This window comes from Streptomyces sp. AC627_RSS907, from assembly GCF_019049165.1.
Genome location: NZ_JAGMUE010000499.1, coordinates 1 through 3,505, shown reverse-complemented (window position 1 = coordinate 3,505; position 3,505 = coordinate 1). Strand labels below are relative to the sequence as shown.

General features: G+C 69.4%; 1 protein-coding gene. It reads right to left on the bottom strand.

Annotated features, from left to right (window positions below):
* The coding region (locus KUM32_RS36680; RefSeq protein WP_217146208.1) for an SDR family NAD(P)-dependent oxidoreductase at nt 1-3,483 on the bottom strand (3,483 nt) is incomplete at its 3' end.
* Between the last annotated feature and the right edge of the window lie 22 nt (nt 3,484-3,505).

Sequence of the window (3,505 nt, the reverse complement as noted above, 5' to 3'; positions counted from 1 at the left end):
CGCACCGTCCTGATTCACCGCCGTACCACGCACCACCGCCAGGACCGGGTGACCCTGCCGCCGGGCATCGGAGAGCCGCTCCACCAGCAGCATCCCCGCACCCTCGGACCAGCCCGTCCCGTCCGCCCCCGCACCGAACGACTTACACCGACCATCCGCAGCAAGCCCCCGCTGCCGCGAGAACTCCACGAACACATCCGCGTTCGGCATCACGGTCACGCCGCCGACCAGCGCCATCGAACACTCACCGGACCGCAACGCCTGCACCGCCAGATGCAACGCCACCAACGACGACGAACACGCCGTGTCCACCGTCACCGCCGGCCCCTCCAAACCGAACGTGTACGACACCCGACCCGACATCACCGACGACGCCGTACCGGTGAGGAGATGCCCCTCCAGCCCCTCGGCCGCCTCCCCGGGCCCGCTGCCGTACCCCATGAAAGAGGCACCCACGAACACACCCACCGGCTCCGCCCTCAACCCCAGCGGATCGACACCAGCAGATTCCAACGCCTCCCACGACGTCTCCAGCAGCAACCGCTGCTGCGGATCCATCGCCAACGCCTCACGCGGCGAAATCCCGAACAACCCCGCATCAAACTCACCGGCCTTGTACAAGAACCCGCCATGCCGCGCATACGAGGTACCCGCATGCTCCGGATCCGGGTGATACAGACCCTCCAGATCCCAGCCACGATCCGTCGGGAACTCCCCGATCCCCTCCCCACCAGAGGCCACCAGATCCCAGTACTCCTCCGGCGTCTCCACCCCACCCGGCAACCGCAGCCCCATACCCACGATCACAACCGGATCCTCGGAGGCCACCACCGCCACACCGGACTCCACCACCGGAACAGTCGCACCAGCCACCAGCTCCAGCACGAACCCAGCCAGCCGCTCCGCGTCCGGATAGTCGAACGCCAACGTCGCCGGCAACACACACCCAGTCGCAGCCTGGAGCCGGTTCCGCAACTCGACCGCCGTCAGCGAATCGAACCCCAGCTCCTTGAACGCCCGCCCCGGCTCCACCGCACCGGCCGAAGCATGCCCCAGAACAGCCGCAACCTCCCCCCGCACCACATCCAGCACCACACGCCGCCGCTCCTCCGACGACAGACCCACCAACCGCGCAGCGAGTCCGGACTCCGACTCCCCCACACCCGAAACCAGCTCAACAGCCTCCGGCAAGCGGTCGAAGAACGGACGAGTCCGGCTCGCGCTGAACAGTGGCAGAAACTCCGACCACCGCACATCCGCGACCGTGAGCGCCTCCTCCCCGGATCCGACGGCCAGTGCGAGCGCCTTCAGCGCACCGGCCGATGCCATGGGGTTGAGACCCCGTCGGCGCAGCTGTGCCGCGGTCTGGTCACCGGCGGCCATACCGACCTCGGCCCATGGCCCCCACGCCACAGCCGTACCCGACAGCCCCTGCGCCCGACGCCGAACGATCAGAGCATCCAACGCCGCATTCGCAGCCCCATACGCAGCCTGCCCCGCACTCCCCCACACACCGGAGATCGACGAGAACACCACGAACGCATCGACATCACCCACCAACGCGTCCAGATGCAACGCCCCATCGACCTTGCCCCGCACCACCCGCTCCAGATGCGCCACATCAGCCTCAGCCAACGGCACATCCTCACCCACACCAGCCGCATGCACCACCGCATCGACAGACCCCACAGCCGCCAACAACGCCTCGACCGCGACCCGATCAGCCAGATCACACGCATGGATCTCCGCACCCGGCAACTCAGCCAGCAACTCCGCCGCCCCGGGCGCCTCCGCACCACGCCGCGACACCAGCACCAACCGCTCAGCACCACGCTCCGACACCCAACGCGCCACCTGCGCCCCGAGCCCACCGGTCCCACCCGCGACCAACACCGTGCCCCGCGGACGCCACACCTCACCCTGCGAAGCAGGCGCACGATGGAGCCGCCGCACGGAAACACCGCTCATGCGCACCGCGACCTGGTCCTCCGCGTCGAGAGCCCCGCCGAGTACCGCGGTGATCCGACCGCCCGCGCGGGCGTCGATCTCCTCCGGAAGGTCCAGCAAACCGCCCCAGAACTCCGGGTGTTCCAACGCGACGGCCCGCCCGAATCCCCAGAGCTGCGCCTGTCGGACATCCACCGCGCCATCGGCCCTGCCGGTGGCCACCGCACCCCGGGTAACCAGCCACAGCGGGGCCTGGCTCCCCGCATCCACCATCGCCTGGACCAGGGTCAACGCCTCGGTCAGAGAGCCGGGAGCCGCTACGACTCCGGAGGCACCGAGACCGCGCAGTACGGACGCCAACTCCGCCCTCGGACACGTCGGTACGGTGAGCACCGTGGCGCCGTGCTGCTCCAGCGTGGCAGCGAGTGGCACGTCGCCGACCAACGCCCAGGCGCCCGAGAGCCGCACCGCTCCGGGCTCCGGGAACGGTTCCCAGGCGACCCGGTAACGCCAGCCGGCCAGCGTCGACCGCTCCCTGCCCTGGGCACGCCAACCGGCCAGCGCCGGCAGGACGCCTTCCAGCGCGCTTTCCTCGACACCGAGCTGTGCGGCCAGGCCGGGCAGGTCGCCCTGCTCGATCCGGTCCCAGAACCCCGCCTCGATCGGGTCAGGCGCAGAAGACCTGAACTCGAGCCAGTAGTGCTGGTGCTGGAAGGCGTACGTCGGCAGCTCGGCCGGCTGGATGCCGGTGAACAGCGGCGACCAGTCCACCGACACGCCGTTGACGTGGAGGGTGGCCAGCGCCGTGAGCACGGTGGTGACCTCGTCGCGGTCACGGCGCAGCAGCGGAACAGCAACCGTCTCCGGCTGCTGCACCAGCGCACTCAGCACCGCGTCCGGGCCCAGTTCCACGAACCTGGTCACGCCGTCGAGCGCGCTGACCGCGTCGGCGAACCGGACCGGCCGCCGAACCTGCTCCACCCAGTACTCCGGATCCGACCACTGCCCCGGCTCCACCACCCGCCCAGACACCGTCGACACCGCCGGCACCGACGGCTCGCTGAAGGACAGCCCGCGCACCACCGCACGGAACTCCGCCAGCATCGGCTCCACCAACCGCGAATGGAACGCATGACTGGTCCGCAGACGCGACGTCTTCCAACCACGCCCGGCAACCCGGTCGATGTCAGCCTCACACCCGGCCACCACCACCGAACCCGGCCCGTTCACCACCGCAATGTCAACGTCGGGGAACTCCGCCACCACCTCCGCCTCGGAAGCCATGACCGCGAGCATCGCCCCACCAGACGGCAACGCCTGCATCAAACGACCCCGAGCCGTCACCAGCGTGACCGCATCCTCCAGCGACAACACCCCCGCCACATAAGCCGCCGCAACCTCACCAACCGAATGCCCCACCAGGACATCGGCCCGCACACCCCACGACGAAAGCAAGGCATGCAGGGCCACCTCGACCGCGAACAACGCGGGCTGCGCGTACCCGGTCCGGTGGATCAGTTCCTCGTCGCTCCACACGGCTGACAACGGACGGTCCAGA